Genomic DNA, 6,118 nt, shown 5'->3' with positions numbered 1-6,118 from the left:
GTCCGCCACCCGGGCGCCGAGCGCGTCGATCGCGAACGCGGCGGTGGAGCCGGTGCCCAGCCCCACCAGCATGCCGTCGGTCACCTCCGCCACCGCCGCCTCGGCCGCCGCCCGCTTGTCGTCGTCGCTCATGCCCGTCCCCTATCATGCTAACTCATCGCAGCCAGCGGCGCTTTTTGGGTCAGCGGCTATGGCGCATCGCAGCATGGTGGTGCATGGGCGCGCTGATTGCGGTTATGACGGCGTGCGCGGTTGATGGTGTTTGGCGTTCACGGGCGGTCGGTCGCGCTGGCCCTCGCGTTGCTCGCGGCGGGCTGCGGCGGCGGCGCGGACAAGAAGAAGGGCGGCGCCGGCGGGCGCGGTGGCGACGCGGGCCCGCCGGAGGTGGGCTATGTCGTCGTCCAGCCGACGGACGCGACCCAGGTCACGACGCTGTCCGGCCGCACCGCCGCCTATGAAAGCTCCGACGTCCGCCCGCAGGTTGGGGGCATCGTCAAGGCGCGGCTGTTCACCGAGGGCACGCTGGTCCATGCCGGCCAGCCGCTCTATCAGGTCGATGCCTCGCTGTACCGCGCCGCCGCCAACCAGGCGTCCGCCAATCTGCAGGCCGCGCAGGCGACCGCCGAGGCCTCGCGCATCCAGGCCGATCGCTACGCCCCGCTCGCCAAGATCGAGGCGGTGTCCAAGCAGGAATACACCAACGCGATCGCCACCGCGCGACAGAACCGCGCCCAGGTGGCGCAGGGCCGCGCGGCGCTGGACACGGCGCGGATCAACCTGAAGTTCACCACCGTGCCGGCGCCGATCACCGGCCGGATCGGCCGCTCGCTGTTCACCGTCGGCGCGCTGGTCTCGCCCTCGCAAACCGATCCGCTGGCACAAATCCAGCGGCTTAACCCGATCTTCGTCGACATCCAGCGATCGGCGAGTGACCTGCTCGCGCTGCGGCGTCAGCTGTCGAGCGGCGGCGCCTCGCCGACCCGCGCGGTCGTCCGCCTGACGCTGGAGGACGGCAGCGACTATGGCCAGACGGGCACCGTCGAGTTCTCGGAGGCGCTGGTCAGCCTGGAAACAGGGACGGTGACGCTGCGCGCGCGCTTCCCCAACGCGCAGAGCCTGTTGCTGCCGGGCATGTTCGTGCGCGCGCGGTTCGAGACGGCGGTGCAGCACCATGTGTTCCTGGTGCCGCAACAGGCGGTCAACCGCGGGCCCAAGGGCGACGCGACCGTCTATGTGGTGACACCCGACAATCACGCGGTGCAGCGCACGGTGACGGCCGATCGCGTCCAGGGCGCGGACTGGGTGGTCACCGCCGGCCTGAAGCCGGGCGACAAGATCGTCACGCAGGGCCTGGGCAAGCTCCAGCAGGCCGCGAGCGGCGGCGGCGCGGGCGGCGGGAAACAGGGTGACAAGGCCAAGGGCGGCGGCGAGGCCAAGGGCGGCGACAAGGGCGGGCAAGGCAAGGGCGACAGCCAGGGCGGCGGTGGCGGCCAGGGTGGCGGCGCCGGCATCGCGGTGCGCCCCGTCCCCGCCAACGCAGCCGAGCGGCTGCAACCGCCCAAGGACGCCGGCAAGAAGCAGACGCACGGCCAGGGCGGCGGAGGCTAGGATGACGCTCGGCTGCATTCCTCCCCGGCACGGGGAGGTGGCGTGCCCGCAGGGCGTGACGGAGAAGCCCCACGTCGCACCGGGCGCTCCGTCCGGGGCGGGCCCCCTCCACCAATCGCCTTCGCCGAGCGGTCCCCCTCCCCGTGCCGGGGAGGAGTTGAGGGCATGATCTCCCGCATCTTCATCGATCGCCCGATCTTCGCCTGGGTGATCGCGATCATCATCATGCTCGCGGGCGTCGGCGGCATCCTGGGCCTGCCGATCGCGCAATATCCCGACGTGGCGCCGCCGCAGGTGTCGGTGCGCGCCACCTATCCGGGCGCGTCGGCCGAGACGATCCAGAACTCGGTGACGCAGATCATCGAACAATCGCTGACCGGCATCGACGGGCTGCTCTATTTCAGCAGCTCCTCCTCGTCGCGCGGCACCGTGACGATCACCGCCACCTTCGAGAAGGGCACCAATCCCGACATCGCGCAGGTGCAGGTGCAGAACCAGGTGCAGCAGGCGATCAGCCGCCTGCCCGCCCAGGTGCAGCAGCAGGGCCTGGTCGTGCGCAAGTCCAATCCGGACTTCCTGCTGATCGTCGGCGTCTATGACAAGACCGACCACGCCACCAACCAGGACGTGTCGGACTATCTGGTCTCCAACCTCCAGGACCCGCTGGGCCGCATCAAGGGCGTCGGCGACACGCAGGTGTTCGGCGCGCAATATGCGATGCGGATCTGGCTCGATCCGGCCAAGCTCGCCGGCTTCCAGCTCATGCCCGGCGACGTCGTCACCGCGATCACCGCGCAGAACGCGGAGGTCGCCGCCGGCGAGATCGGCGGTCAGCCCTCGCCCGACACGCAATATCTGAGCGCCACGGTGACCGCCCAGTCGCGGCTGACCAAGCCCGAGGAGTTCGCCGCGATCCTGCTCAAGACGCTGCCCGACGGCAGCAGCGTCCGGATCAGGGACGTCGGCCATGTCGAGCTGGGGGCGGAGAACTACAACGCGCGCTCCCGCGTCAACGAGCATCCCGGCGCCGGCATCGCCGTGCTGCTCGCGCCCGGCGCGGACGCGCTCAAGACCTCCGAACTGGTCAAGAGCTTCATCGACACGCAGGCCAAGAGCTTCCCGCCCGGCTATGACTATGGTTACGCGAACGACGCCACCGACTTCATCAAGCTGTCGATCCACGAGGTGGTCAAGACGCTGATCGAGGCGATCATCCTCGTCGTCATCGTCATGTTCGTGTTCCTGCAATCGTGGCGCGCGACGCTGGTGCCGACGGTAGCGGTGCCCGTCGTGCTGCTGGGCACCTTCGCCGCCTTCTATCTCGCCGGTTTCTCGATCAACACGCTGACGCTGTTCGGGCTGGTGCTCGCGATCGGCCTGCTCGTCGACGACGCGATCGTCGTGGTGGAGAATGTCGAGCGGTTGCTGGAGGAGAATCCCGGCATGACCCCGCGCGACGCGACCATCCAGTCGATGGAGGAAATCACGATCGCCTTGATCGCGATCGCGCTGGTGTTGTCGGCGGTGTTCCTGCCGATGGCGTTCTTCGGCGGCTCGACCGGCGTCATCTACCGCCAGTTCTCGCTGACCATCGTCTCGGCGATGCTGCTGTCGGTGCTGGTCGCGCTGGTGCTCTCCCCCGCCCTCACCTCGCACCTGCTCAAGGCGCGCGAGAAGGACGAGGACGACGCGATCGATCGGGGCTGGTTCGCCAACCGGCTGCCGCGGGTCGCGCATTGGGTGGAGCGCGGACGGGTGGGCTTCAACAACACGTTCGACGCCGGCATCGAGCGCTACACCAACACGGTCAAGCGCGTGATCGACCGCAAGTGGTTGTTCCTGCTGATCTATCTCGCGATCGTGGCGCTGTTGGCGATCCTGTTCCTGCGGCTGTCCACCGGCTTCCTGCCGACGGAGGACCAGGGCGGCGCGCAGGTTCAGTTCCAGCTCCCCGCCGGCGCGACGCAGAACCGCACCTATGCGATCCAGAAGCAGATCGAGACCTATTTCCGCCAGCACGAGGGCAAGAACGTCCAGGTGATGTTCACCGTCTCGGGCGGCGGCGGCAACGGCCCGAGCGGGCAGAACACGGGGCAAGGCTTCATCTCGCTGACCGACTGGGCGGACCGCAAGGGCAAGGAGAACAACGCCGACGCGATCACGCAGCGCGCGTCGGGCGCCTTCGCCAACGTCCGCGACGCGCAGATCTACGCGCTCGTCCCGCCCGCGATCCGGGGGCTGGGCCAGTCGAACGGCTTCACCGTCGAGCTGGAGAATACCGGCGGGCTGAGCAGCGAGAAGTTCAACGCCGCGCGCGACCAGCTGCTCCAGGCGGCGCGCGCCGACCCGATCCTGACGGGCGTGCGGCTCACCGAGCTGCCGGACGTGTCGACGCTCAAGGTCAACATCGATCCGCAGCAGCTGGCGGCGCTGGGCCTTTCCCAGGCGGACGTCAACGCGACGCTGTCGACCGCCTGGGGCGGGCGCTACGTCAACGACTTCGTCGATCGCGGCCGCGTCAAGCGCGTCTATGTCCAGGGCGACGCGCCATACCGGTCGCAGCCGGGCGACCTGTCGCAATGGTATGTGCGCGGCACGAGCGGGCAGATGGCGCCGTTTTCCTCCTTCGCCACCACCGGCTGGGGGCAGGCGCCGTTCACCCTGTCGCGCTTCAACGGCATCCCGTCCTTCGAGTTTCAGGGCTCGTCGGCGCCGGGCAAGAGCTCGGGCGACGCGCTCGCCCGCATCCGCGAGTTGGCGAGCCGGATCCCCGGCACGTCGGTGGCGCTGTCGGGCCTGTCCTATCAGGAGGATCTGTCGGCGGGCCAGGCGCCGGTGCTCTACGGCCTCTCGCTGCTGGTCGTGTTCCTGTGCCTGGCGGCGCTGTACGAAAGCTGGTCGATCCCGGTGGCGGTGCTGCTGATCATCCCGCTCGGGCTGGTCGGCGCGATCATCGCCGTGTCGCTGCGCGGCCTCATCAACGACGTGTATCTCCAGATCGGGTTGCTGACGACGATGGGGCTCGCATCCAAGAACGCGATCCTGATGATCGAGTTCGCCGAACAGGCCGAGCGCAAGGGCGCCAGCGTGCTCGACGCGGCGCTGGAGGCGGCGAAGATCCGGTTGCGGCCGATCCTGATGACCTCCTTCGCCTTCATCTTCGGCGTGCTGCCGCTCGCCATCTCGACCGGCGCCGGCGCCAATGCGCGGATCGCGATCGGCACGGCGGTGATCGGCGGGATGCTGACCGCGACGCTGCTCGCGATCTTCTACATCCCGCTGTTCTTCGTGCTGGTCCGCACCGGCGTCGGCGACGGGATCGCCCGGCTGCGCGGCAAGCGGCCGGAGCGAGACGGCGAGCACGGTGGGGACGGGCACGACGAGCATGACGAGCAGCTGGCCCTGCCCGCGCCGCCGGACCGGCCGCTGCTGCCGAGGCCATCGTGAAGCGACTCGAGCGATCTCGTCATGCTGAACTCGTGTCGGCATCCACGCACGGCGTTCGCGACGAACGCGGCGCCAGTCGGTCGCGGCTCGCGTGGGTGCTGAAACAGGTTCGGCGTGACGGCAGGAGAGTCGTCGCCAGCCTCGCGCTTGCCAGCGTCGCCGGCTGCTCGCTCGCGCCGCACTACGCCCGTCCCGCGCTCCCCGTCCCGCCGTCCTGGCCGACGGGCGATGCGTACCTGCGCCAGAGCGAGGCGGCGCTGCCGTCGATCAGCTACGCGCAGGTGTTCACCGATCCGCGCCTCCAGCAGGTGATCGCCCGCGCGCTCGCCAACAATCGCGACCTGCGCGTCGCGGTCGCCAACATCGCCGCCGCGCGCGCGCAATACCGCATCCAGCGCGCCGACCTGTTGCCGCAGATCGACGCGACCGGCCGCTACAGCTATTCGGGCGGCGGCAACGGCGCCAGCGTCACGGGCACGAGCGGCACGGGCACGGGCAATGGCGGGACCGGCGGCACGGGCACCGGCACCACCGGCACCGGCACGACGGGCACCGGCACGACGGGCACGGGCGGCACCAGCACCGGCGGCACCACGGGCACTGGCACCGGCACGGGCGGCACCACGACCGGCGGCACCGTGGTCACCTCGTCCAACTCGAACAGCTCGTTCAGCGCCACGATCGGCACCACCGCGTTCGAGGTCGACCTGTTCGGCCGCATCCGCTCGCTGACGACCGCCGCGCTTGACCGGTATTTCGCGACGGAGGCGGCCGCGCGCGCGACGCGGCTAACGCTGGTCGGCGACGTCGCGGAGGCGTGGCTGCAACTCGCCGCCGACCGGTCGCTGCTCATAGTCGCGCAGCAGACCGCCAAGGCCGCGCAGGTATCGGTCCGCCTCACCCAGGCGCGGCTCACCGGTGGCATCTCCCCGCGCACCGACCTTGATCAGGCGCAACAGGTGCTGGAGACGGCCAATGCCGACCTGGCCGAACAGACCACGCTGGTGGCGCAGGACGGCAACGCGCTGCAGCTGCTGGTCGGCCAGCCGGTCGAGGGCGCGCT

Annotated in this window: 3 protein-coding genes and 1 pseudogene; 3 read left to right on the top strand and 1 reads right to left on the bottom strand. The window is 70.0% G+C overall.

Annotated elements, in window-relative coordinates; translation table 11 throughout:
- Nucleotides 1-132, bottom strand: a pseudogene (locus HUU95_RS14505) (ribose-5-phosphate isomerase RpiA); the annotation flags it as partial.
- 123 nt (nucleotides 133-255) lie between these two features.
- On the opposite strand from HUU95_RS14505, the gene HUU95_RS06090 reads away from it, so the two are divergent.
- The 3 genes from HUU95_RS06090 to HUU95_RS06080 all read left to right on the top strand — a co-directional run.
- Nucleotides 256-1,608: an efflux RND transporter periplasmic adaptor subunit gene (locus HUU95_RS06090; RefSeq protein WP_174279300.1), complete on the top strand. Its 1,353-nt coding sequence runs from the start codon at nucleotides 256-258 to the stop codon at nucleotides 1,606-1,608.
- Nucleotides 1,609-1,773: 165 nt separating this feature from the next.
- Nucleotides 1,774-5,055 carry an efflux RND transporter permease subunit gene (locus tag HUU95_RS06085; RefSeq protein WP_174279299.1) on the top strand — a complete coding sequence of 1,094 codons (3,282 nt, stop codon included), beginning with the start codon at nucleotides 1,774-1,776 and terminating at the stop codon, nucleotides 5,053-5,055.
- A 95-nt stretch (nucleotides 5,056-5,150) separates the two neighbouring features.
- On the top strand, nucleotides 5,151-6,118 hold a 968-nt coding region (locus tag HUU95_RS06080), incomplete at its 3' end, for a TolC family protein (protein ID WP_438827200.1).

Source organism: Sphingomonas bacterium, from assembly GCF_903643065.1.
In the GTDB taxonomy this organism is placed as follows: Bacteria; Pseudomonadota; Alphaproteobacteria; order Sphingomonadales; family Sphingomonadaceae; genus Sphingomonas.
The sequence above is the reverse complement of the archived record's forward strand: the minus strand, read 5'-3'. Positions and strand labels throughout refer to the sequence as shown.